The 22,057-nt window shown below is 73.7% G+C and carries 20 protein-coding genes; 11 read left to right on the top strand and 9 right to left on the bottom strand.

Translation table 11 applies throughout. The features are described 5' to 3' along the window. The first annotated feature begins 118 nt into the window (after positions 1–118). Entirely contained in the window at positions 119–1,507 is a 1,389-nt protein-coding gene (locus tag OO47_RS01625) for a cysteine desulfurase/sulfurtransferase TusA family protein (RefSeq protein ID WP_030205701.1), read from the top strand. Positions 1,508–1,549: 42 nt separating this feature from the next. On the opposite strand, the gene OO47_RS01620 is transcribed toward OO47_RS01625, so the two are convergent. Next, positions 1,550–2,524 carry a carbohydrate kinase family protein gene (locus OO47_RS01620; RefSeq protein ID WP_030205703.1) on the bottom strand — a complete coding sequence of 325 codons (975 nt, stop codon included), beginning with the start codon at positions 2,522–2,524 and terminating at the stop codon, positions 1,550–1,552. Positions 2,525–2,653: 129 nt separating this feature from the next. Here OO47_RS01620 and OO47_RS01615 point away from each other — a divergent pair, with 129 nt between their 5' ends. Together OO47_RS01615 and OO47_RS01610 are read left to right on the top strand one after the other, a co-directional pair. After that, a complete protein-coding gene (locus OO47_RS01615) occupies positions 2,654–2,860 on the top strand; it encodes a hypothetical protein (RefSeq protein WP_030205706.1) in 207 nt (68 codons plus the stop codon). A 75-nt stretch (positions 2,861–2,935) separates the two neighbouring features. After that, entirely contained in the window at positions 2,936–4,546 is a 1,611-nt protein-coding gene (locus tag OO47_RS01610) for a hypothetical protein (protein WP_030205708.1), read from the top strand. Between the two features lie 82 nt (positions 4,547–4,628). On the opposite strand, the gene OO47_RS01605 is transcribed toward OO47_RS01610, so the two are convergent. Continuing rightward, on the bottom strand, positions 4,629–4,985 hold the full coding sequence (locus OO47_RS01605) for a HesB/IscA family protein (protein ID WP_018848827.1): 357 nt from the start codon (positions 4,983–4,985) through the stop codon (positions 4,629–4,631). Positions 4,986–5,221: 236 nt separating this feature from the next. Here OO47_RS01605 and nadA point away from each other — a divergent pair, with 236 nt between their 5' ends. Further along, positions 5,222–6,421: a quinolinate synthase NadA gene (gene nadA / locus OO47_RS01600; protein ID WP_030205713.1), complete on the top strand. Its 1,200-nt coding sequence runs from the start codon at positions 5,222–5,224 to the stop codon at positions 6,419–6,421. A 77-nt stretch (positions 6,422–6,498) separates the two neighbouring features. On the opposite strand, the gene OO47_RS01595 is transcribed toward nadA, so the two are convergent. From OO47_RS01595 to OO47_RS01575, 5 genes are all read right to left on the bottom strand, one after another. After that, a complete protein-coding gene (locus OO47_RS01595) occupies positions 6,499–9,666 on the bottom strand; it encodes an efflux RND transporter permease subunit (RefSeq protein ID WP_030205714.1) in 3,168 nt (1,055 codons plus the stop codon). 182 nt (positions 9,667–9,848) lie between these two features. Beyond that, positions 9,849–10,532 (bottom strand): response regulator, encoded by a 684-nt coding sequence (locus tag OO47_RS01590; RefSeq protein ID WP_030205716.1) that lies wholly within the window; start codon positions 10,530–10,532, stop codon positions 9,849–9,851. Next, positions 10,529–11,779, bottom strand: a complete 1,251-nt coding sequence (locus OO47_RS01585; protein WP_030205718.1) for a sensor histidine kinase — start codon at positions 11,777–11,779, stop codon at positions 10,529–10,531. The genes OO47_RS01590 and OO47_RS01585 overlap by 4 nt, the downstream gene beginning before the upstream one ends. Positions 11,780–11,906: 127 nt before the next feature. After that, the gene (gene pspAA / locus OO47_RS01580; protein ID WP_030205721.1) at positions 11,907–12,185 is read right to left on the bottom strand and encodes a PspA-associated protein PspAA; all 279 of its coding nucleotides are present in this window, start codon (positions 12,183–12,185) and stop codon (positions 11,907–11,909) included. A 41-nt stretch (positions 12,186–12,226) separates the two neighbouring features. Then, entirely contained in the window at positions 12,227–13,027 is an 801-nt protein-coding gene (locus tag OO47_RS01575) for a PspA/IM30 family protein (protein ID WP_078489433.1), read from the bottom strand. Positions 13,028–13,299: 272 nt separating this feature from the next. Here OO47_RS01575 and OO47_RS01570 point away from each other — a divergent pair, with 272 nt between their 5' ends. The 3 genes from OO47_RS01570 to OO47_RS01560 all read left to right on the top strand — a co-directional run bounded on the left by OO47_RS01570 (position 13,300) and on the right by OO47_RS01560 (position 15,897). Continuing rightward, positions 13,300–13,905, top strand: a complete 606-nt coding sequence (locus OO47_RS01570) for a DUF3043 domain-containing protein (RefSeq protein WP_030205724.1) — start codon at positions 13,300–13,302, stop codon at positions 13,903–13,905. Positions 13,906–13,970: 65 nt separating this feature from the next. Beyond that, positions 13,971–14,747, top strand: coding sequence for a class I SAM-dependent methyltransferase (locus OO47_RS01565; RefSeq protein WP_078489432.1), 777 nt, complete (start codon positions 13,971–13,973; stop codon positions 14,745–14,747). A gap of 79 nt (positions 14,748–14,826) precedes the next feature. Further along, positions 14,827–15,897 carry a S1C family serine protease gene (locus OO47_RS01560; protein ID WP_030205726.1) on the top strand — a complete coding sequence of 357 codons (1,071 nt, stop codon included), beginning with the start codon at positions 14,827–14,829 and terminating at the stop codon, positions 15,895–15,897. A 193-nt stretch (positions 15,898–16,090) separates the two neighbouring features. On the opposite strand, the gene OO47_RS01555 is transcribed toward OO47_RS01560, so the two are convergent. Next, the gene (locus tag OO47_RS01555) at positions 16,091–16,297 is read right to left on the bottom strand and encodes a hypothetical protein (protein ID WP_030205728.1); all 207 of its coding nucleotides are present in this window, start codon (positions 16,295–16,297) and stop codon (positions 16,091–16,093) included. Between the two features lie 91 nt (positions 16,298–16,388). Here OO47_RS01555 and OO47_RS01550 point away from each other — a divergent pair, with 91 nt between their 5' ends. From OO47_RS01550 to OO47_RS36745, 4 genes are all read left to right on the top strand, one after another. Next, a complete protein-coding gene (locus tag OO47_RS01550; RefSeq protein WP_030205730.1) occupies positions 16,389–17,591 on the top strand; it encodes a bifunctional adenosylcobinamide kinase/adenosylcobinamide-phosphate guanylyltransferase in 1,203 nt (400 codons plus the stop codon). Positions 17,592–17,637: 46 nt separating this feature from the next. After that, positions 17,638–18,726, top strand: coding sequence for a nicotinate-nucleotide--dimethylbenzimidazole phosphoribosyltransferase (gene cobT / locus OO47_RS01545; protein WP_030205732.1), 1,089 nt, complete (start codon positions 17,638–17,640; stop codon positions 18,724–18,726). A gap of 109 nt (positions 18,727–18,835) precedes the next feature. After that, the gene (locus tag OO47_RS01540; RefSeq protein ID WP_030205734.1) at positions 18,836–20,599 is read left to right on the top strand and encodes a phosphatidylglycerol lysyltransferase domain-containing protein; all 1,764 of its coding nucleotides are present in this window, start codon (positions 18,836–18,838) and stop codon (positions 20,597–20,599) included. Then, on the top strand, positions 20,596–21,345 hold the full coding sequence (locus tag OO47_RS36745) for a hypothetical protein (RefSeq protein WP_158708623.1): 750 nt from the start codon (positions 20,596–20,598) through the stop codon (positions 21,343–21,345). Before OO47_RS01540 ends, OO47_RS36745 begins: the two co-directional genes overlap by 4 nt. Here the strand turns inward: OO47_RS36745 and OO47_RS01530 are convergent. Then, the gene (locus OO47_RS01530) at positions 21,285–22,049 is read right to left on the bottom strand and encodes a hypothetical protein (protein WP_030205737.1); all 765 of its coding nucleotides are present in this window, start codon (positions 22,047–22,049) and stop codon (positions 21,285–21,287) included. The two genes, OO47_RS36745 and OO47_RS01530, sit on opposite strands and share 61 nt — an antisense overlap. Positions 22,050–22,057 lie beyond the last annotated feature (8 nt).

Below are 22,057 nucleotides of genomic sequence, written 5' to 3'. Positions count from 1 at the left end.
GGTGCGGGCAGGCCGTACGGCGGGCCGTACGGGGAGGCACGGGCGGGGACGCGCGGGCGTACGGGCCCGGGCGGGGGTGCGCCCGGGGGCGGGGCCGCGCACGTTCTACGGTGGGCGGATGCCGTACTTCGACGCCGCGTCCGCCGCCCCGCTGCACCCCGTCGCCCGCCAGGCGCTGCTCGCCTCCCTGGACGAGGGCTGGGCCGACCCCGCCCGGCTGTACCGCGAGGGGCGGCGGGCCCGGCTGCTGCTCGACGCGGCGCGGGAGGCCGCGGCGGAGGCGGTGGGCTGCCGCGCCGACGAGCTCGTGTTCACTCCTTCGGGTACGCGCGCGGTTCACGCGGGGGTCTCCGGAGCGCTCGCGGGCCGCCGGCGCGTCGGGAACCGGCTCGTGGTGTCGGCGGTCGAGCACTCCTCCGTCCTGCACGCGGCCGAGGTGCACGCGGCGGCGGGCGGGACGGTGGCCGAGGTGCCGGTCGACCGGTCGGGGGCGGTGGACGCCGGGGCCTTCGCGGCGGCGCTCGGGGAGGGGACGGCGCTCGCGTGCCTCCAGTCGGCCAACCACGAGGTGGGGACCGAGCAGCCGGTGGCCGAGGTGGCGGAGGCCTGCCGGGGGGTGGGCGTGCCGCTGCTGGTGGACGCGGCCCAGTCGCTCGGCTGGGGTCCGGTGGAGGGCGGCTGGTCGCTGCTCGCGGCGAGCGCGCACAAGTGGGGCGGTCCGGCGGGGGTGGGGCTGCTCGCCGTGCGGAAGGGGGTGCGGTTCGCTCCGCAAGGACCGTCGGACGAGCGGGAGTCGGGCCGGGCCCCGGGCTTCGAGAACCTGCCGGCGATCGTGGCGGCGGCGGCCTCGCTGCGGGCGGTCCGGGCGGAGGCGGCGGCCGAGGGGGCGCGGCTCCGGGCCCTGGTGGACCGGATCCGGGCGCGGGTGCCGGAGCTGGTGCCGGACGTGGAGGTGGTGGGCGACCCGGTGCGCCGGCTTCCCCACCTCGTCACCTTCTCCTGTCTCTATGTCGACGGGGAGACGCTGCTGCACGAGCTGGACCGGGAGGGTTTCTCCGTTTCGTCCGGTTCGTCGTGCACGAGTTCGACGCTGACGCCCAGCCATGTGCTGCGCGCGATGGGAGTGCTGAGCGAGGGGAACGTCCGGGTGTCCCTGCCGGCCGGCACGGCGGAGGAGGACGTGGACCGCTTCCTCGACGTGCTGCCGGGGGTGGTGGCGGGGGTGCGGGAACGGCTCGGCGTCCCGGCCGCCCCGGCCGCGGCCCCGGCGGCCGGTCCCGGCTCCCTGGTCGTGGACGCGCTGGGCCGGCGCTGCCCGATCCCGGTGATCGAGCTGGCGAAGGTGATCGGCGACGTCCCGGTGGGCGGCACGGTGACGGTCCTCGCGGACGACGAGGCGGCCCGCCTGGACATCCCGGCGTGGTGCGCGATGCGGGACCAGGAGTACGTGGGCGAGGAGGACGCGCCGGAGGGCGGCCGGGCGTACGTGGTGCGGCGGACGTCCTGACCGCACGGGCCCGGGAGGTCCCGGGCCCGGCGGGGGCGGGTGTCAGGCCAGGTGGGCGTGGACCTCGGCGGCGGCCTCGTCGCCGTACGCCTTGGTGAAGCGCTCCATGAAGTTGGCCCGGCCCAGGGTGTACTCCTGGGTGCCCAGGGTCTCGATGACGAGCGTGGCCAGCATGCAGCCGACCTGCGCGGCGCGCTCGTGGCCGACGCCCCAGGCCAGACCGGTGAGGAAGCCGGCCCGGAAGGCGTCGCCGACGCCGGTCGGGTCGACCTTGGCCGTCTCCTCGGGGCAGCCGACCTCGATCGGGTCCTCGCCGACCCGCTCGATGCGCACGCCGCGCGAGCCGAGGGTGGTGACGCGGTGGCCGACGCGGGAGAGGATCTCCGCGTCGGTCCAGCCCGTCTTGGACTCGATGAGGCCCTTCTCGTACTCGTTGGAGAAGAGGTAGGTGGCGCCGTCGAGGAGGGTGCGGATCTCCCGGCCGTCCATGCGCGCGATCTGCTGCGAGAAGTCCGCGGCGAAGGGGATGGAGCGGGTGCGGCACTCCTCGGTGTGGCGGAGCATCGCCTCGGGGTCGTCGGCGCCGATCAGGACCAGGTCGAGGCCGCCCACGCGGTCGGCGACGGCCTTGAGCTCGATCAGCCGGGCCTCGCTCATCGCGCCCGTGTAGAAGGAGCCGATCTGGTTGTGGTCCCGGTCGGTGGTGCAGACGAAGCGGGCGGTGTGCAGGACCTCGGAGATGCGGACCGAGCCGGTGTCGACGCCGTGCCGGTCGAGCCAGGCCCGGTACTCGTCGAAGTCGAAGCCGGCGGCGCCCACCAGGACCGGGCGGCTGCCGAGCTGTCCCATGCCGAAGCAGATGTTGGCCGCGACGCCTCCCCGGCGCACGTCCAGGTTGTCGACGAGGAAGGAGAGGGACACCGTGTGGAGCTGGTCGGCCACGAACTGGTCGGCGAACCGGCCGGGGAAGGTCATGAGGTGGTCGGTGGCGATGGAGCCGGTGACTGCGATGCGCACGGCGGGTGCTCCTGCGGGAAGGCGGTAATGACAGTTCACGCTACCCGCTGGGGGCCGCCCTGCCGAACAGGGGAAACTACCCCAGAGTAGGTCTTTTCTCCGTGGGCTCGTGGTGCGTACGGTGCGCCCATGAGTCTCTACCCCGCTCCCCGGGAGCGACACGAGTCCGAGCTGAGCCTCGCGCAGCTGCGCGGCGACGGCGCCCGGATGGCCCCGCACTGGGCGGTCCCCCTGGCCCCGGAGTCCGCTCCGGTCTCCCCCGCCCTGATCAACGGGGTCGTCGTGCCGGCCGCCTCGGCCCGGCTGATCGACGCCACCGCCGAGTACGGCGGCTGACGGAACCGTCCGGGCTCCCGCTCCGTCCCACCGGTGTCTTCCACGGAGATGACCAAGGGCCGAAGGAGCTGAGCCGTGAGCGGTACGGAGAACGGTCGGAGGCGGCGGACGCTGCTCGCCGCCTCGGTGGCGGCGGGCGTGCTGCTCGCCGGGGGCGGCGGGGTGTACCTCGCCACCGCGGCGTCCGGCGACGGCGCGGACGGCGCGAGCCGGTCCGCCGGCGCGGCCGGGGCCCCGTCGCCCCTGCGCCTGGGGAGCGACGGCGGTACGGACGGCGGTGCCGGGATCGCGCCCGGCGAGCCCGACCCGGGCGGCGGTCCGCGCGGGACCGTCTACAAAGCCAAGGGCCCACTCCCCCAAGGGCCCTCCTCGGCCGCGGTCCACCGGCCTGAGGGCCTGGTCACCTCGGCGGAGGTGACCAGGCTGGCCGATGCGCTCGGCCTCTCCGGGCGCCCCGTCCTGGCCGGCGACGTCTGGTCGATCGCGCCCGAGAAGGACGGCTCCGGGCCGCGCCTCGACGTGGCGCGGAAGGCGCCGGGGAACTGGACGTACTCCTGGTACGAGGGCGGTCCGGTCGGCGACACCTGCCTCAAGGGCAAGGCGTGCCCGCCGCCCGGCGAGACCAAGCCCTCGCGCGGCGGCTCGCCGGTGGGCGAGGCGGCGGCGAGGGCGGCGGCGGCCCCCGTCCTGAAGGCGCTCGGCCAGGACGACGCGAAGGTGACCGCCGGTCAGGTGATGAACGGGTCCGTACGGGTGGTCAACGCCGAGCCGGTGGTGAGCGGCCTGCCGACCTACGGTTGGTCGACGGGGCTGCACGTCGAGCCGGACGGCCGGATCTCCGGCGGCAGCGGGATGCTGAAGGAGCCGGCCGAGGGCGCCGCGTACCCCGTGGTGGGGGCGGCGAAGGCCCTGGAGGAGCTGAACGAGGACTCGAAGGGCACGGGCCCGATCGGCATCGGCGGCTGCGCCACGCCCGTCCCGCACGGGGAGCGGCCGGGCGCGGAGGCCCCGGGCGCCGGGGTGCCGGGTTCCGGGAGGCCGGGGACGGCGGACGTGCCGAGTGCGGGGAAGCCGGGGACGGCCGACGTGCCGGGTGCCGGGAAGCAGGGGACGGACGGGCCGGGCGCCGGGACGGACGGGGTTCCGAGTGCCGGGAAGCCCGCGGGCGAGCCCGTGCCGCCCTGTCAGCCGTCCGCCGACCGGACCGCCCCGCCGGTCGAGGTGCCGGTGACGGGCGCGGTCTTCGGGCTCGCCGCGCAGGACGTGGACGGCGAGCGGCTGCTCGTACCGGCGTGGCTGTTCACCGCGGACCCGGCGGACGCGGCACCGCACACGGTGGTGCGCACGGCGGTCGAGGAGCGGTACCTGGCGCCGCCGGTGACGACCCCGCCGCCGTCGTCCGAGGAGGGCACGGCGCCGGCCCGGCAGGTCCAGTCGTACAGGACGGGGGACGACGGCCGGACGCTGACGGTCGCCTTCTGGGGCGGGGTGTGCAGCACGTACGAGGTGAGGGCGGAGCAGACCCCCGAGCGGGTCGCCCTGCGGATCGAGGAGTCCACGCCCGACCCGGACCGGATGTGCGTCGCCATGGCCGTGGAGGTCGTGAAGACGGTGACCCTGGACGCCCCGCTCGGCTCGCGGCCGGTGGTGGACGCGGCGAGCGGCGAGGCGGTGCCGCGCCGCTGAACTCCCCGTACGGGCGCGGGCCCGGACACGCGTGAGGGCGGGCCCCGGAAGGAGATCCGGGGCCCGCCCTCACGCGTACGACTCAGCTGAACGAGTCGCCGCAGGCGCAGGAGCCCGTGGCGTTCGGGTTGTCGATGGTGAAGCCCTGCTTCTCGATGGTGTCGACGAAGTCGATCGAGGCACCGCCGAGGTACGGGGCGCTCATGCGGTCGGTGACGACCTTGACGCCGTCGAAGTCCTTCACGACGTCGCCGTCGAGCGAGCGCTCGTCGAAGAAGAGCTGGTAACGCAGGCCGGAGCAGCCGCCGGGCTGAACGGCGACGCGCAGGGCCAGGTCATCGCGGCCTTCCTGGTCGAGGAGGGCCTTGACCTTGGCCGCGGCGGCGTCGGACAGGAGGATGCCGTCGCTGACAGTGGTCTTCTCGTCCGATACGGACATCTGCTTCTCTCCCGGTGTGTACGGAGACTGCTTGCCGACGGTGGTAACCGACGGTGCCCCGGATTCATTCCGGGCCGCGTGGGGTTTTCCTCCTTTCATGCTCGCACACCCTGTCCAGAAGCGTGGAAGGCGAATTCGTCACATCGACACTATGGCCATCGTCAACATGACGTGAAGGGGTTATGATAGATAGCGTCATTTAGACGAAAAGGTTCCCCGAAGAAAGGGTGCGTGACGTGACCACGGCCCAAACCCGTCATGAGCTCGACGTCCAGCCGACGCCGCTCGCCCTCCTCCTGCTCGGCCGCGAGGCGGACCCGAAGAGCGAGCGCGGCGTGGAGTGCCCCGGCGATCTGCCGTCGCCCTCCGACCCCGACCTCGTGGAACGCGCCCGCGCGGCCAAGGAGAAGCTCGGGGACAAGGTCTTCGTCCTCGGCCACCACTACCAGCGCGACGAGGTCATCCAGTTCGCCGACGTCACCGGCGACTCCTTCAAGCTCGCGCGCGACGCGGCCGCCAAGCCGGAGGCTGAGTACATCGTCTTCTGCGGCGTGCACTTCATGGCGGAGTCGGCCGACATCCTCACCGGTGACGACCAGAAGGTCGTCCTGCCCGACCTGGCGGCCGGCTGCTCGATGGCCGACATGGCCACCGCCGAGCAGGTCGCCGAGTGCTGGGACGTGCTGACCGAGGCCGGGATCGCCGAGCAGGTCGTGCCCGTCTCGTACATGAACTCCTCGGCCGACATCAAGGCCTTCACCGGCAGGCACGGGGGCACGATCTGCACCTCGTCCAACGCCGAGCGGGCCCTGAACTGGGCGTTCGAGCAGGGGGAGCCCGGCACGACGAAGGTGCTGTTCCTGCCGGACCAGCACCTGGGCCGCAACACCGCCGTCCGCGACATGGGCATGTCCCCGGACGACTGCGTCCTGTACAACCCGCACAAGCCGAACGGCGGCCTCACCGTCGAGCAGCTGCGCGCCGCCAAGATGATCCTGTGGCGGGGCCACTGCTCGGTGCACGGCCGGTTCTCGCTGGAGTCGGTCGAGGACGTACGGGCCCGCATCCCCGGCGTGAACGTGCTCGTGCACCCCGAGTGCCGGCACGAGGTCGTCGCCGCCGCGGACTACGTGGGCTCGACCGAGTACATCATCAACACCCTGGAGGCGGCCCCGGCCGGTTCCACGTGGGCGATCGGCACGGAGCTGAACCTCGTCCGGCGCCTGGCGAACCGGTACGCCGACCAGGGCAAGGAGATCGTCTTCCTCGACAAGACGGTCTGCTTCTGCTCGACCATGAACCGCATCGACCTGCCGCACCTGGTGTGGGCCCTGGAGTCCCTGGCCGACGGCAAGCTGATCAACCGGATCGAGGTCGACAAGGAGACGGAGGGCTTCGCGAAGCTGGCGCTCGAGCGGATGCTGGCGCTGCCGTAACGATTCACCCGTACTCCCGTACGCACGCCGAAGGGCGCCCCGCGACACGAGCGGGGCGCCCTTCGTACGTGCCGGCCTCAGTCCAGGAGGTTCAGCAGGGTCGCGTCCAGCGGCGAGACGTCCGGCTGCTCCGGGTTGTGCGCCGTGTCGTCGTCCTTCGCCTTCTTCTTCCCCGCCCGCTTCTCCGCCTTCCGCTTCGCGCGGCGCTCCTTGCGGAGCTCCACCACCGCGTAGAGCGTCGGGACGAGGAGCAGGGTCAGCAGCGTCGAGGTGATCAGACCGCCGATCACGACCACGGCCAGCGGCTGGGCGATGAAGCCGCCCTCGCCGGTGATGCCGAGGGCCATCGGCAGCAGGGCGAAGATCGTCGCCAGGGCGGTCATCAGGATCGGGCGGAGCCGGTGCCGGCCGCCCTCGACCACCGCCTCGACGACGCCGAGGCCCCGCGCGCGGTACTGGTTGATCAGGTCGATCAGGACGATCGCGTTGGTGACGACGATGCCGATGAGCATCAGCATGCCGATCATCGCCGGGACGCCCATCGCGGTGTCGGTGGCCACGAGCAGACCGATCGCGCCGGTCGCCGCGAACGGGATCGAGACCAGCAGGATCAGCGGCTGGATCAGCGACCGGAAGGTCGCGACGAGCAGCATGAAGACGATCGCGACGGCCGCGAGCATCGCCAGGGCCATGTTGAGCAGGGTCTCGTTCAGGTCCTCGCTGACGCCGCCGACGGTGGCGGTGGCGCCCGCCGGCAGGTCGAGCGCGTCGATCTTCTGCTGGAGGGCGGCGCTCACCGCCCCGGTGTCGTCGCCGGCCGGCCTGGCCGTGACCGTCGCGGCGCGGGCGCCGTCGATCCGGGTCATGGAGACCGGGCCGGGGACCAGCTCGACGGTGGCGACGTCACCGAGCCGCACCGGGCCGAGGGGCAGCGCCCTCAGCCCGGCCAGGGTGGTGACGGGCTTCGCCGAGGTGATGAGGACGTCCCGCTCGGTGTCGTCGAGGGTCGCCTTGGCGGCCGGGGTGCCCCGGACGGCCTGGGCGACGACCGTGCCGAGCGAGGCGGGGTCGAGGCCGGCGTCGGCCGCGGCGGGCTTCGCCGTGACGGAGACGCGCGGGACGGACTGCGAGAGGTCGCTCCGGACGTCGGTGACGCCCTCGATCCCGGCGACCGCGGTCCGGACCTGCTCGGCGGCCTGCGCGAGCACCCGCGGGTCGGCCGCCTTGACGACCACGCTCAGGTCCTGGCCGCCGAAGCCGTCGCCGGCCGCGAGGGTGGTGTCGCCGATCCCGTCGAGGCCGGCGAGCCCCTTCTCGATGGCGTGCCGCGTCTTCTCGTACGAGGCGGACTCCTCCAGGCTGACCTGGTACGAGGCCTGGTTCGCGCCGGTGCCGCCGCCGAAGGCCGCCATGAAGCCGGACGAGCCGACGGTGACCTGGTAGTCCTTGACGCCCTCGGTCTCCGCGAGGACCTTCTCGACCTTCTTCGCGGCCTCGTCGGAGGCGCTCAGGGAGGTGCCGGGCGCCAGCTTCTGCTTGATGCTCAGGACCTCCTGCTCGCCCTGGTCGAAGAAGCTCGTCTTCAGGAGCGGGGTCATGCCGAAGGTGACGACCAGGACGGCGAGCGCGATGCCCAGGCTGGCGAGCCGGCGCCGGGTCGCGAACCGCAGGACCGGCACGTACAGGCGCTGGAGGCGGCTCTTCTCCTCCGCCTCCTCGGCCCGCCTGCGGGCCTCCGCCAGGTCCTCCGGCGTGCCCTGGGGGGCGCGCAGGAACCAGTACGAGAGGACCGGGACGACGGTCAGGGAGACGAGCAGGGAGGCGAGCAGGGCCGCCGTGACCGTCAGCGAGAAGGGGCTGAACATCTCGCCGACGATGCCGCCGACCAAGCCGATCGGCAGGAAGACGGCCACGGTGGTGAGGGTGGAGGAGGTGACGGCGCCGGCCACCTCGCGGACCGCGGTGAGGATCGCCTCCCGGCGCTCCTCGCCGTAGCCGAGGTGGCGCTTGACGTTCTCCAGGACCACGATCGAGTCGTCGACGACCCGGCCGATGGCGATGGTGAGCGCGCCGAGCGTGAGCATGTTGAGCGAGAGGTCGCGGGTCCACAGCACGAGGAGGGCGAGGACGACCGAGAGCGGGATGGAGACCGCGGTCACCAGGGTCGAGCGGACCGAGGTGAGGAAGACCAGGATCACCAGGACGGCCATGACGAGGCCGAGGGCGCCCTCGGTGGTGAGGCCGGAGACGGCCTTGGCGACGGCCGGGCCCTGGTCGGAGACGACGGTCAGCTCGGCGCCCGCGCCGAGGTCGCGGCGCAGGTCGGGCAGCTTCTCGGCGACGGCGTCGGAGATGGCGACGGCGCTGCCGTCCTTGTCCATGGTGGCCATGACGGCGAGGCTGGGCCTGCCGTTGGTGCGGGTCAGGGAGGTGCGCGGGGACTCCTCCTGGCGGACGGTGGCCACGTCGCCGAGGCGGACCGCCTTCCCCTTGCCGGGGGCGGCCGCCGGGATGCGCAGGTCCTCGATCTGCTTCAGGGAGGTGTAGCCGCCGCCGACCTGGATCGTGCGGCTCCTGCCGTCCTCGGTGAAGGAGCCGGCGGGCATCGTGCCGCCGCCGGAGCGCAGGGCCTCGGCGAGCTTCGTGGTGCTGGTGCCGGCGGCGGCGAGCTTCCGCTCGTCGGGGGTGACGGAGACCTGGAGGTCCTGGACGCCGCTGACGGAGACCTGGCCGACGCCCTCGATGTCCTGGAGGGCGGGCACGACGGTCCGGTCGAGGAGGTCCGCGAGGGCCTGCGGGTCCTTGTCGGAGGAGGCGGCGAGGACGACGGTCGGCATGTCGTCCGTCGAGCCGGCCACGACCTGCGGGTCGACCGTGTCGGGGAGCTGGGCGCGGGCGCGGTTCACGGCCTGCTGGACGTCGGCGACGAGCTGCTTGGTCGACTCGTCGCCGTAGTCGAAGGAGGCCGTGACGAGGGCCATGCCCTCGGAGGCGGTGGAGGTGACCGACGTGAGGCCGTCGACGCCCTTCAGGCCGTTCTCGAGGGGTTCGACGACCTGCTTCTCGACCACGTCGGGAGAGGCGCCCTGGTAGGGGGCGAGGACCGAGACCATGGGCAGCTCGATCGAGGGGAGGAGCTGCTGCTTGAGCTGCGGTATCGCGATCGCCCCGAAGACGATCGCGACGAGGGACGTCAGCCCGATCAGGGCCCGTTGCGCGAGGCTGAATCTGGACAGCCAGGACATGGGATGGGGTTCTCTCTTCCGTGGCGTACGCGTCGGCGGTCGGGAGCGGCCCCGTCCCGGCCTTCGACCGGCCCGGGACGCCCCCGTCATACGATCGGCCATCCGCCGCCGGAAAACCTCGGCCCCCGGGCGCACTTCCTCACGCCGCGCGTACCGCGTCCGGAGTACGCCCGCGCCCCGGGTCACTCCCCCCTCGGGCGTACCAGCCCCGACTCGTAGGCCGTGACCACCAGCTGGGCCCGGTCGCGGGCGCCGAGCTTGGCCATGGTCCGGTTGACGTGGGTCTTCACGGTGAGGGGGCTGACGTCGAGCCGGTGGGCGATCTCGTCGTTGGACAGGCCGCCCGCGACGAGGACGAGGACCTCGCGCTCGCGGGCGGTGAGCGCGGCGAGGCGTTCGGAGCGCGCCCCGGCGCCCGCGCCGCCGTCGTGGGCGCCCTGGGCGAGGAAGGTGGCGATCAGGCCCTTGGTGGCGGCCGGGGAGAGCAGCGCCTCGCCGGCGTGGGCGATCCGGATCGCGCCGAGCAGCTCCTCCGGTTCGGCGCCCTTGCCGAGGAAGCCGGAGGCGCCGGCGCGCAGCGACTGCACGACGTACTCGTCGACCTCGAAGGTGGTCAGCATGACGATCCGCACGCCGGAGAGGTCGGGGTCGGCGGTGATCGCGCGGGTGGCGGCGAGGCCGTCGGTGCCCGGCATGCGGATGTCCATCAGGACGACGTCGGGCCGTTCGGTGCGGGCCAGCTCGACGGCCCGGGCGCCGTCGGGCGCCTCGCCGACGACCCGCATGTCGGGTTCGGAGTCGACCAGGACCCTGAAGGCGCTGCGCAGCAGGGTCTGGTCGTCGGCGAGCAGCACCCGGATCGTCATGTGTCCTCCCCCTCCCCCGTGCGGGGGGCCACGGGCAGTATCGCCTGTACGCGGAAGCCGCCGCCGTAGCGGGGTGCGGCGGTCAGGGTGCCGCCGAGCGCGCCGACCCGCTCGCGCATGCCGAGCAGTCCGTGGCCGCCGGTCGGGGCCCCGTCCGGGGCGGCCGGGGAGGCGCCGTTGTCGAGGACGGTGATCTCGACCGTACGGCCCACCCGCACGACGCTGACCTCGGCCTCGGCGTCCGGCCCGGCGTGCTTGCGCACGTTGGTCAGGGCCTCCTGCACGATCCGGTACGCGGCCAGGTCGACGGCGGCGGGCAGCGGCCCGTCGCCGTCGGCGCGGGCCAGGGCGACCGGGAGGCCGGCCTTGCGGAAGCTGTCGAGCAGTCCGTCGAGGACGGCGAGGCCGGGGGCGGGCTCGGTGGGGGCCTCCGGGTCGCCGGACTGGCGCAGCAGGCCGACGGTGGCGCGCAGCTCGTCCAGGGCGGAGCGACCGGCCTCGCGGACGTGCGCGAGGGCCTCCTTGGCCTGGTCGGGGCGCTTCTCCATGAGGTGGGCGGCGACTCCGGCCTGGACGTTCACCAGGGCGATGTGGTGGGCGACGACGTCGTGGAGGTCGCGGGCGATCCGCAGCCGCTCCTCCGCGACCCGGCGCCGGGCCTCCTCCTCGCGGGTGCGCTCGGCGCGTTCGGCGCGCTCCCGGATGGCGTCCACGAAGGCCCGCCGGCTGCGGACGGCGTCCCCTGCGGCGGCGGCCATGCCGGTCCAGGCGAAGATGCCGAGGTTCTCCTGCGCGTACCAGGGGGTCGGGCCGAAGACCATGGCCGCGGCGGTGAGCACCGTCATGGTGGCGAGGCCGACCCGCCAGGTGGTGGGCCGGTCGGTGCGGGCGGCGACCGTGCAGAGCGCGACGACGGCGCTCATGGCGATGGGCGCGGGCCTGCTGTCGTCGACCAGCTCGACGAGGGTGAACGCCACGGTGAGGCCGAGCACGACGAAGGGCTCGCGGCGGCGGCGCACCAGGGCGGCGGCCCCGGCGGCCATGAGCAGCACGCTGTACGCGTCGGGCGCGCGGTCGCCGAAGGTGGGCCCGTTCGGGCTGCCGTGCGGGTCGGTGAACGACCCGGCGACCATGCAGACGAGCACGGCGAACGCGAGCGTCGCGTCGAAGGCGAGCGGATGCGTCCGGAACCAGTCGACGAGCCGCCGGAGGGAGAGCGCGCCGGCGGCGGATCCGGTGGAGGTCACGGGAGGCAACGGTACGGGGCGGAGGCCGCCGGTCCGGTTGCGGGGCGCGCGCCCCGGGCCCCCGACAGCGCGAAGGTCCCGCGCCCCTGGGGGCCGGGACCTTCGCGGCGGATCGGTGGTGGCGGGGTCAGCCGGGGATGAGGCCGTCGTCGGTGAGCATCTTCCTGACCTCTTCGAGGCCGGCGTCCGGAGCCGGGAGGATCAGTTCCGACGGCTCCAGGACGTCGTCCGGGAGCGGCTCGCCGAGGCGGCGGACGGCGTCGAGGAGGGCGCCGAGCGTCCGCCGGAAGCCGTCCGTGTCGCCGTTCTCCATCTCCGCGAGCAGTTCGTCGTCGAGCACGTTCAGCTCGCCGAAGTGGCTGTCGGCCAGCTTCCACTGGCCCTCCCCCATGATCCGTACGATCATGACGCGTCCTGTTCCTTCCGGTTCCGGCGGAGAGCCGAGGGCTACTTCTCGAAGCGCGGGTGGGACTGCTGCTGGTTCTGGTGCTGCGGCGCCGCCGCGCCGTTGCCGCCCTCGATCGCCTGCTGCTGCGCCGACGGGCCGCCGGCCAGCTCGGCCTTCATCCGCTGGAGCTCCAGCTCGACGTCCGTACCGCCGGAGAGCCGGTCCAGCTCCGCCTGGATGTCGTCCTTCGCGAGCCCGGACTGGTCGTCCAGGGCGCCCGAGGCGAGCAGCTCGTCGATCGCGCCGGCGCGCGCCTGGAGCTGGGCGGTCTTGTCCTCGGCCCGCTGGATCGCCAGGCCGACGTCGCTCATCTCCTCCGAGATGCCGGAGAAGGACTCCGCGATCCGGGTCTGGGCCTGGGCCGCCGTGTAGGTCGCCTTGATCGTCTCCTTCTTGGTGCGGAAGGCGTCGACCTTGGCCTGGAGACGCTGGGCGGCGAGGGTGAGCTTCTCCTCCTCGCCCTGGAGCGTCTGGTGCTGCACCTCCAGGTCGCTGACCTGCTGCTGGAGCGCGGCCCTGCGGGACAGCGCCTCGCGCGCCAGGTCCTCGCGGCCGAGCGCCAGCGCCTTGCGGCCCTGGTCCTCCAGCTTGGCGGACTGCCCCTGCAGCTGGTTCAGCTGGAGTTCGAGCCGCTTGCGGGAGGTGGCGACGTCGGCGACGCCCCGGCGCACCTTCTGCAGCAGCTCCAGCTGCTTCTGGTAGGAGTAGTCGAGCGTCTCGCGCGGATCCTCGGCCCGGTCAAGGGCCTTGTTCGCCTTCGCGCGGAAGATCATCCCCATACGCTTCATGACACCGCTCATGGGCTTCGCGCGCCCCCTTCTGACGGACTCGGCTCCAGCTCTCCAACAAGGTCCACAGTACGGGCCCCGACTCCATTACCGCACTGTTCGGGGCGGGATGCGCTCCTCCCCAAGGACGACTGCGTGCGGCGTCCCCTCCCGCGCAGGGAGTAGACGGAGTCCGGGGAAACCCGTGGCCGTCCCCCGTACGTACCGCCCAAGACGCAGTCCGTTAGCGGATCGTTCCCGCCCGGCATGGGGTTCATGCCCGCCACCCCGTACCCTTGGGTTTTGTGTTCCGTAGCCGTTCGAAGGACGAGAAGGCCCCCACCGACAAGGTGACGGCGGACCTCTCCACCCAGCAGCCCCGCGACCCCGAGGCCCCCAAGGGCCGCCCGACGCCGAAGCGGAGCGAGGCGCAGTCCCAGCGCCGCCGCGCCTCGACGGTGCCGCTCGACCGCAAGGAGGCCGCCAAGCGCCAGCGCGAGGCACGCCGCTCGGACCTGGCCCGTCAGCGCGAGGCCCTGGCCAGCGGCGACGAGCGCTACCTGCCGGCCCGCGACAAGGGGCCGGTGCGCCGCTTCGTCCGCGACTTCGTGGACTCGCGGTTCGCGATCGCCGAGTTCTTCCTGCCGATGGCCGTGGTGATCCTCGTCCTGTCGCTGTTCGGCAACACCAACCGGGCGCTGCAGAACATCTCGCTGCTGCTCTGGCTCGGCGTGATCATCATGATCGTCATCGACTCGATCGGCATCTGGATCCGCCTCCGGAAGCAGCTCAACGCCCGCTTCCCGAACGAGCCGAAGCGCGGAGCCGTGGCCTACGGTCTGATGCGTACGCTCCAGATGCGCCGACTGCGGCTTCCGAAGCCGCAGGTCAAGCGCGGAGAGCGGCCCTGAGCACCGACCACTCGGAGTGGGGCGGGCCCGCTTTCGACGGGGCCGCGTCGGAGGCGGCGGGTCCCGTGCTGCCCGTCGTCACGCACTGGCCCGCCGGGGCCGGCGGGCTGCGCGACACCATCCGCCACGAGATCGTCGCCCGTCAGCTCGACGAGCAGATAACCGCCCGGTACCCAGTGGGGCAGCGGCTGCGGATCCTCGACGCGGGGATGGGGCAGGGCGCGCAGGCCCTGCGTCTGGCCAGGGCCGGTCACACCGTGACCGGCCTCGAAGCCGATCCCGACCTCCTGAAGGCGGCCCGCGACTCGCTGGCCACGGAGCCCGCCGGGATCCGCGAGCGGGTCCGGATGATCGAGGGCGACGGGCGCGAGACCGGGGTGCACTTCCTGCCCGGCAGCTTCGACGTGGTCCTCTGCCACGGCGTGCTCATGTACGCGGACGAGCCGGACGCGCTGCTGGCGGGCCTGGCCCGGATGCTGGCCCCCGGGGGCCTGCTCTCCCTGGTGGTGCGGAACGCCGACGCCCTGGCCATGCGGCCGGGGCTCGCCGGGGACTGGGCGGGGGCGCTCGCGGGCTTCGACTCGGACGTCTACGCCGACGACGGCGGGGTGAAGGTGCGGGCCGACCGGCTCGACGCGCTCACGGCGACGCTGGCGGGGATCGCGGCGCCGCTGCACGCCTGGTACGGGGTGCGGGTCTTCACGGACGGCGTCCCGGCCGAGGTGGGCCTGCCGGCCGCCGACGAGCTGGACCGGCTGTTCGCCGCCGAGGAGCGGGCGGGGCGCACGGACCCGTACCGGCGGATAGCGGCGCTGCTGCACCTGTGCGGGGTGCGGGGGTAGCGGGACGCGCGGGGAGGGCGGCCCCCTGATCGGGTGCGCTCGCCGGGCCCCGGGCGGGGACGGAACGGATACTCCGGACATGGACGTATCCCGCACCCGTGTCCGTACCCGTCGGCTCCTCCTCCCCCTGGCCGCCGGGGCCTGTGCCGCCGCGCTCGTCGCGGGCTGCTCCTCCGCCGGGGGCGCCGGGCCCGAGCGCTCGACCCAGGCGGCGGCGCCGCGCTCCGCGAACGAGCTGGAGGACGACTACCGGGCCGTCATCAAGGACGTCCTGCCGTCGGTCGTGCAGATCGACGCGGCGAACAGCCTCGGCTCGGGGGTCGTCTACGACGCCAAGGGGCACGTCGTCACCAACGCGCACGTGGTCGGCCAGGAGAAGAGCTTCAAGGTGACGGCGGCGACCGGCGGGCAGCCGGTGACGGCGCGGCTCGTCGCCTCGTACCCCGAGCAGGACCTCGCCGTGATCCGCCTGGAGAGCGTGCCGCAGGGGCTCAGGGCGGCGCGGTTCGGGGACTCGTCCGCCGTCGACATGGGGCAGATCGTGCTGGCGATGGGCTCCCCGCTCGGGCTCTCCGGCAGCGTGACCCAGGGCATCGTCTCGGCCACCGGCCGGACGGTCAGCGAGGGGCGGGCCGGCGGCGGCACGGGCGCGACCATCGGGAACATGGTGCAGACCTCGGCCGCGATCAACCCGGGGAACAGCGGGGGCGCGCTGGTGAACCTCGACAGCGAGGTCGTCGGCATCCCGACGCTCGCGGCGTCCGACCCGGAGCTGGGCGGCGGCTCGGCGCCCGGCATCGGCTTCGCCATCCCGGCGTCGATGGTGCGGACGGTCGCGGACCAGATCATCAAGGACGGCAAGGTGACGGACTCGGGCCGGGCGGCCCTGAACATCACCGGGCGCACGGTCCTGGACGACGACTACGAGCCGGCGGGCGTCGCGGTGGTCGAGGCTCCGGCGAGCGGCGCGGCGGGCAGGGCGGGCCTGAAGCCGGGCGACGTGATCACGCGGATCGGCGACGCGGACATCACCACGATCACCTCCCTGTCGGAGGCCCTGGCCTCGCGGAAGCCGGGCGAGAAGGTCCAGGTGACGTACGTGCGGGGCACGGAGACGGAGAAGACGGAGGTCACGCTGGGCGAGATGTGACGGGCGAAGGCCCGTCGGGACGCCCGGCCTTCGGCCGGACCGCCGCGCGGGCGCGTCCCGGCGGGCCCTCCGGCCGGAGCGACCGCCGGGCGGCTCGCTCCCGGGACCCGAAGGAGCACGGCCCTCCGGCCCCGGGGCCGGAGGGGTGCGGGGCTCCGTGACGGAGCCCCGCACTCCCCGGTCGCCGGGTGCCCTAGCCCTCCGCGTTCAGGGGCATCGGGCCGTAGATCTTCGTGCCGTCCTCCGAGAGGGTGACCTGGTCGGCGCCGCCGCCCAGGAGGTCACGCCAGTGCTCTCCGATCCAGCTCTCCGCGTCGCCCTGGGTGGTGAACTCCTCGGGTGTCACCACCGGCTCGACCTCGGTGCCGTCGGACTTCTCGAACCGCCACGTCCATGCCATGTCCGCCTCCTGGCGCTCACCGGATGATCGGTTTCCTGCCCGCAGCGTAGCCGGGCGCGCACGCCTCGCGGCGGCGCGGGAGGATCTGAGGGTGGAACTGACTCTGCTCGGCACCGGCGCCCCGCTCGGCCTCCCCCGTCCCGACTGCCCCTGCGCCGTGTGCGCGCTCTCCCGGGGGCCGCGCGCGCGTGCCGCGACCGCGCTGCTCGTGGACGGGGCCCTGCTGCTCGATCTGACCCCGGGGGCGGCCCTCGCGGCGGCCCGGTCGGGGCACTCGCTCGTGGGCGTGCGACAGGTGCTGCTCACGCATCCGCACGACGGACCGGCCGTGGAGCTGCCCGCCGGACTGCCGACCGCCGGGCGGGTGCCGGACGGACGCGAGTTGACGCTCATCAGCGGACACCGGGTGCGGGCGGTGGCGATGGACTCCCCCGGCACCGGGTACGAGGTGACCTCGGCGGACGGCGAGCGGCTGCTCTACCTGCCGCCGGGCGGCGCCCCGGCCGGGCTGGGCGAGGAGCACCGGGCGCCGTACGACGTGGTGGTGGCCGATGTGACGGGCCGTCCGGACGGGCTGGCCCGGCTGCGGGCGGCCGGGGCCGTCGGCCCGGCCACGGACGTGGTCGCGGTGCACCTGGACCACGACGCGCCGGCGGGCGCCGAGCTGGACCGGCGGCTCGCGGCGGCGGGGGCGCGGGCGGTGCCGGACGGGACGACGCTGTACGCGGGCGAGTACCACGAGGTGCCGGACGTGCCCCGGCGGACCCTGGTGACCGGCGGGGCCCGGTCGGGGAAGTCGGTGGAGGCCGAGCGGCGGCTCGAAACCTTCCCCGAGGTGCTGTACGTGGCGACCGGAGGGAGCAGGGAGGGGGATCCGGAGTGGGCCCAGCGGGTGGGCCTGCACCGGGAGCGGCGGCCGGCCTCGTGGCGTACCGCCGAGACCTGCGACCTCGTGCCCCTGCTCGCGGAGGACGGGCCCGCGCTGCTCGTCGACTGCCTGTCGCTGTGGCTGACGCACGCCATGGACGAGGTGGGCGCCTGGGACGACGGGGTCTGGGCGGACGGCGGGGAGAAGGCGCTGCGGGAGCGGACGGCGGAGCTGGTGGCGGCGGTGCGGGCGACGCGCCGCACGGTGGTGGCGGTGACGAACGAGGTCGGCTCGGGCGTGGTGCCCGCGACGGCGGCGGGGCGCCGCTTCCGGGACGAACTGGGCCGGCTGAACGCGTCCTTCGCGGACGAGTGCGAGCAGGTGGTGCTCGTGGTCGCGGGGCAGGCGCTCGTACTGCGCGGGTAGGGTGCGATCACCGATGGCCCTGGCTGATGTGTCTCAAGGCGGAACCGTGAACCTGGACGACTTCTCCGATCTGATCGAGCGCCCCGACGGGGGGATACGGCGTGACGCCGAGGAGCGCCGGGAGCGGCTCGCGGTGCCGCCGGGGGCGCTCGGACGCCTCGACGAGCTGGGCGAGTGGCTGTCCGCCGCGCAGGCCTCGGTGAAGGTGCGGGCGATCGAGCAGCCGAAGGTCGTCCTGTTCGCGGGCGACCACGGGGTGGCCTCGCTGGACGTGTCGGGGCGCCGGGCCGGCACCGCGCACGAGCTGGTGCGGGCGGTCCTGGACGGGGCGAGCCCGGTGGCCGTCCTCGCCCGCTCGATGAACGTGCCGGTACGGGTCGTGGACGCCGGTCTGGACTGCGACCCGGAGCTGCTGCCCGCCGAGGTCGTACGGCACCGGGTCCGGCGCGGCAGCGGCCGGATCGACGTGGAGGACGCGCTGACGTCCGAGGAGGCCGAGGCCGCCGTCCGGCTCGGCATCGCGATCGCGGACGAGGAGGCGGACTCGGGCACCGATCTGGTGGTGCTCGGGGACCTGAGCGTCGGCGGCACGACCCCGGCGTCGACCCTGGTCGCGGCCCTGTGCGGGACGGACGCCTCGGTGGTGACCGGGCGGGGCGGCGCCGGGATCGACGACCTGGCGTGGATGCGCAAGTGCGCGGCGGTCCGGGACGCGCTGCGGCGGGCCCGGCCGGTCCTCGGCGACCAGTCGGCGCTGCTCGCGGCGGTCGGCGGCGCGGACCTGGCGGCGATGACCGGCTTCCTGCTCCAGGCGTCGGTGCGGCGGATGCCGGTGATCCTGGACGGTGTCGTGGGGGCGGCCTGCGCGCTGGTGGCGCAGCGGGCGGCGTTCCGGGCGCCGGACTGGTGGCTGGCGGGCCAGGTGAGCGGCGAGCCGGCGCAGGCGAAGGCGCTGGACAGGATGGCGCTCAACCCGCTGCTCGACCACGGCGTCCATGTGGGCGAGGGAACCGGGGCACTGCTCGCGCTCCCCCTGGTCCAGGCCGCGGCGGCGTTCGCCGCGGAGCTGCCCGAGCGTCCGGATCCGACCACTCCGGACGACGGCGGCGGCACCCCGGGGACTCCCGGGGCCTGACGGGGAGCACGGCGGACTCAGATCGTCTCCGGGGCGGCCGTACGCGACGCGCGTGCGGCCGCCTCCGGCGTCGCCGCACGACGAGCGGTGCCCCATATGATCGCTTTTCATGGGAGAGGTCCGTTTGTCCGCCGAAGGAACGCCCCGGGGCACCACCGTCCGTTCGCGGCGCAGCGCCGCGTTCGCCGTCTGGTACCTGCGCGTCGTCACGTTCGTCAATTTCCTGGGTGCCGTCTGGGTCTCGTTCGGACAGGACCTGCGCCGCCACAACGAGGACGACTACTTCACCCCGTACCTGCTGACGGCCGGTTTCGCCTCGGGGCTCTTCACCCTCTTCCTGGCGATCACCATGCGCCGCCGCAAGCGGGCCGCGTGGATCCTCAACCTGGTGCTCGGCGGGCTGTTCCTGCTGCTCTTCGCCCTGGTGATGTTCTTCCCGGAGATCCGGCGGCACGCCCAGAACTGGGTCTCGCTGGTCCTGACCGCCGCCTTCGTGCTCGCGCTGCTGCTCGGCCGCAAGGAGTTCTACGCGAAGGGCGACCGCTCCAACCCGCTGCTCGCCGCGGTCGTGGCGGTCGGCGGGCTGCTCGTCACCTCGCTGCTCGCGGCCGTCCTGGTCACCGTCACCGACACCTCCTCCGGGCACTCCACCTTCCTGGAGCGCTGGCGCTACGGCCTGATGCGGCTCGTCACGCTGGCCTCCGACGACGAGCGGTTCCCCGGGATCGCCCCGCCCGGCTGGGTCGACGTCACCGTCAACGTCCTGTCCACGCTGCTGCTGGTCGCGGTGCTCTTCGCCGCCTTCCGCTCCCGCCGGGCGGTCGACCCGCTGACCGAGGAGGACGAGGAGCGGCTGCGGGCCCTGCTCGACAAGCACGGGGACCGCGACTCGCTGGGGTACTTCGCGCTGCGCCGCGAGAAGAGCGTGGTGTGGTCGCCGAGCGCGAAGGCGGCCGTCGCCTACCGGGTGGTCGGCGGGGTCTCCCTGGCCTCCGGCGATCCGATCGGGGACCCCGAGGCCTGGCCGGGCGCCATCGAGCCCTGGCTGGCCGAGGCGCGCGAGCACGGCTGGATCCCGGCGGTGATGGGCGCGAGCGAGGAGGCCGGGGTGATCTACGCCCGGCACGGTCTGGACGCCCTGGAGCTGGGCGACGAGGCGATCGTGGAGACCGGGGAGTTCACGCTCGACGGGCGGGCCATGCGGACGGTCCGGCAGGCGTTCAACCGGGTCGAGCGGGCCGGGTACGGGGTCCGGATCCGGCGCCACGAGGACATCCCCGCCGAGGAGATGGCCGCGCTGGTCCGCAAGGCGGACGACTGGCGGGACGGGGCGACCGAGCGCGGCTTCTCGATGGCGCTCGGCCGGCTCGGGGACCCCGCGGACGGTCGGTGCGTGATGCTGGAGTGCACCGACGCCGAGGGGGAGCTGCGGGCCCTGCTCTCGTTCGTGCCGTGGGGGCCGCGGGGGCTCTCGCTCGACCTGATGCGCCGCGACCGGGAGTCCGAGAACGGCCTGATGGAGTTCATGGTCATCGAACTCCTCCGGCGCGCCGGGGAGATCGGGATCACTCAGGTCTCACTGAACTTCGCGATGTTCCGCTCCGTCTTCGAACGCGGCTCGAAGCTCGGGGCGGGGCCGGTGCTGCGGATGTGGCGTTCGCTGCTCGGCTTCTTCTCCCGGTGGTGGCAGATCGAGTCGCTGTACCGCGCCAACGCCAAGTACCGACCGATCTGGGAGCCCCGATTCATGCTCTTCGAGAAGAGCGCCGACCTGTTGCGCATCGGCCTGGCCGCCGGGCGGGCCGAGGGGTTCCTGGAGGCCCCGGGGCTGCCGAAGTGGCTGCACCGCAGACAGCTGGAGGGCGGGCGTTGAGCGGGGCCTCCCGGGAAGACCGGGAACACCGGGAAGACCGCGGCGGCGTCCGGGGTTTCGCCCGCCGCGAGTGGGCCCCGCTGTTCACCGCCGTACGGACGGCGCTCGTCACGAAGCGGTGGCGGGCGATACCGATGACGCTGGCGGCGGTCTGCCTGACGGCCCTGTTCCAGGTGGTGCAGAACCAGGACTGGGGCTACGGGCCGGTCCACGACCTCGGTTTCGTACGGGCCGAGGACCCGCTCTGGCTCGCGCTGCTCCGCACCCCCCTCTCGCTCTTCGTGCCCGCCCTCGACCTGCCCGTCTGGGGCGCCCTCGCGCAGGTGCTGCTGGTGTTCGGGATCGCCGAGATCTGCCTCGGGCGCCGCCGGACGCTCGCCGTCGCCTATCTGTCGACGCTGGCCGGCACCCTCTACGCGCGCGTGGGCATCGCGATCGGCCCGGACAGCCCGTTCGGGCTCCCGGCCTCCGACGCGCTCGTGGTCGACACCGGCCCGTCGGCGGCCGTGGTGGGCCTCGCCGTCTACGTCTGCCGGCGGTACCGCGCGTACTGGACCGGCGGGCTCGTCGTCCTCGCGATGGTCGTGGAGGTGATCGTGAAGCCGAACCTGGCGGGCAAGGAGCACCTGGCGGCCATCGCCGCCGCCCTCGTCCTGATCGCGGTCGCCGCCCGGCGCGAGCGGCGTCAGGGCGGGGTCGGGCCGGGGCCCGAGACGCGTTCCTGGAAGCCGCCGATCAGGTCCTGAAAGCGGCGGCGGACCTTGGTCCAGCGCCGGTCGTGGCGGTACGTGCGGAGCCGGGAGCGGGCCCTGGCCCGGTGGCGGCGGCGGTAGAAGCGCTTGGACCACCAGGAGCCGGGGCGGGCGAGCCGGACGGCACCGACGATCGCCACGAAGGGGACGAAGACCCCCATCACGGCCATCCGGAACTTTCCCTTCACCAGGCTGACCAGGATGAAGAGGAAGTTGAGCACGATGGTGGCGATGAAGGCCGCCCGGTCCTGGCGCTCGTCCTCGGACACGTCGTTCACGCCGAGCGGCGAGAAGCCGCTCAGGGCGAGCATGACGAGGGCCGCGGTGAGCACGACCACCTCGACGCTCTTGCGGCCGTCCTCGCTCCAGTACACGTCGTCGAGGTGGAGGATCAGCGCGAACTCGTCCAGGACGAGCCCCGCGCCGATCCCGAAGACGACGGCGAAGACGGCCGCGCCGAGGCCGTGCCGGCCGCTGCCCACCGCGCCGAAGCCGCCGATCACGGAGAGGACGACGCCGGGCACGACATGATGGATGTGGAGCCCGCCCGAGGAGACGTTCCCGAACGGGCCCTTCCCCGCCCGGATGAGACGGGTGATGGTCCGGGTGACCAGGAACGTCACGACAAATGAGGTCAGGGCGAGGAGCAGCGGGAGCTTCCCCGGTTCGAGGATGTTCCGCGAGAACCAGTGACCCATGCCACCCA

This window comes from Streptomyces bikiniensis (genome assembly GCF_000716625.1).
Lineage (GTDB): Bacteria > Actinomycetota > Actinomycetes > Streptomycetales > Streptomycetaceae > Streptomyces > Streptomyces bikiniensis.
Note: the sequence above shows the minus strand (reverse complement) of the source record. Positions and strands in the feature narration are given on the sequence as shown.

Excerpts from the sequence above, each read along its gene's own strand:
- OO47_RS01595 (WP_030205714.1), bottom strand. The coding sequence starts at position 9,666 with ATGTCCTGGCTGTCCAGATTCAGCCTCGCGCAACGGGCCCTGATCGGG.
- OO47_RS01540 (WP_030205734.1), top strand. The coding sequence starts at position 18,836 with ATGGGAGAGGTCCGTTTGTCCGCCGAAGGAACGCCCCGGGGCACCACC.
- pspAA (WP_030205721.1), bottom strand. The coding sequence starts at position 12,185 with ATGATCGTACGGATCATGGGGGAGGGCCAGTGGAAGCTGGCCGACAGC.
- OO47_RS01605 (WP_018848827.1), bottom strand. The coding sequence starts at position 4,985 with ATGTCCGTATCGGACGAGAAGACCACTGTCAGCGACGGCATCCTCCTG.
- OO47_RS01590 (WP_030205716.1), bottom strand. The coding sequence starts at position 10,532 with ATGACGATCCGGGTGCTGCTCGCCGACGACCAGACCCTGCTGCGCAGC.
- OO47_RS01560 (WP_030205726.1), top strand. The coding sequence starts at position 14,827 with ATGGACGTATCCCGCACCCGTGTCCGTACCCGTCGGCTCCTCCTCCCC.
- OO47_RS01555 (WP_030205728.1), bottom strand. The coding sequence starts at position 16,297 with ATGGCATGGACGTGGCGGTTCGAGAAGTCCGACGGCACCGAGGTCGAG.
- OO47_RS01625 (WP_030205701.1), top strand. The coding sequence starts at position 119 with ATGCCGTACTTCGACGCCGCGTCCGCCGCCCCGCTGCACCCCGTCGCC.
- OO47_RS01575 (WP_078489433.1), bottom strand. The coding sequence starts at position 13,027 with ATGAGCGGTGTCATGAAGCGTATGGGGATGATCTTCCGCGCGAAGGCG.
- OO47_RS01615 (WP_030205706.1), top strand. The coding sequence starts at position 2,654 with ATGAGTCTCTACCCCGCTCCCCGGGAGCGACACGAGTCCGAGCTGAGC.
- OO47_RS01530 (WP_030205737.1), bottom strand. The coding sequence starts at position 22,049 with ATGGGTCACTGGTTCTCGCGGAACATCCTCGAACCGGGGAAGCTCCCG.